The 638-nt window shown below is 60.0% G+C and carries 1 protein-coding gene and 1 pseudogene; both read left to right on the forward strand.

What is annotated here, in order from left to right:
- On the forward strand, positions 1-477 hold a 477-nt coding region (locus CUC53_RS18560; RefSeq protein WP_157798341.1), incomplete at its 5' end, for an aminotransferase class III-fold pyridoxal phosphate-dependent enzyme.
- Positions 470-638 (forward strand): annotated as a pseudogene (locus CUC53_RS19520) (phosphonoacetaldehyde hydrolase); the annotation flags it as partial. The gene CUC53_RS18560 and the pseudogene CUC53_RS19520, both read left to right, overlap by 8 nt.

Raw genomic sequence — 638 nt, forward strand, 5'->3', positions numbered from 1 at the left:
TTGGAAGCGCTCATTACCCGCGATTGCTTCAATCAGGCGGCGGCTATCTCCTTGGGTCACTACACCCACGAGAAGAGCCCTATCGGCTGTGCGGCGGCCCTCGCCACTATAGAGACAATCCGCGAAGCTGGATTGTTGGCAAAAGCGCAGGAGGATGGCCGCTTTATGGCGTGCGAGCTCGCGGCGCTGGCCGAGCGTCACCCGCTGATCGGCCAGGTGCGTGGCATCGGTTTGCTCTGGGCGCTCGATCTGGTGGTCGATCACCAAAGCCGCACCCGCAATAGCCGGGCTGCCGAGCGGCTGCTCTACCGCTGTCTGGAACTCGGGCTCAGCTTCAAGGTCGCTCAGGGCAACGTTATCCAGCTTTCACCGCCGCTCAACATCGCTCGCGCCGATCTGGTGCGGGCCATCACTATTCTCGATCGCGCCTTAGGTGAGATCACTTTTTTATCAACACAGGAACATCACCATGACTGACTTAGCGCTTGCCGGACAACCCACCACCGATATCCAAGCGGTGATCCTCGATTGGGCGGGGACAGTGGTCGATTTTGGCTCCTTTGCCCCTACCGCCATCTTTGTTGAGGCCTTTGCCCGAGCTTATGACTTCGAGGTGACCTTAGCGGAGGCCCGCCAGC

The organism is Aeromonas cavernicola, assembly GCF_002795305.1.
In the GTDB taxonomy this organism is placed as follows: Bacteria; Pseudomonadota; Gammaproteobacteria; order Enterobacterales; family Aeromonadaceae; genus Aeromonas; species Aeromonas cavernicola.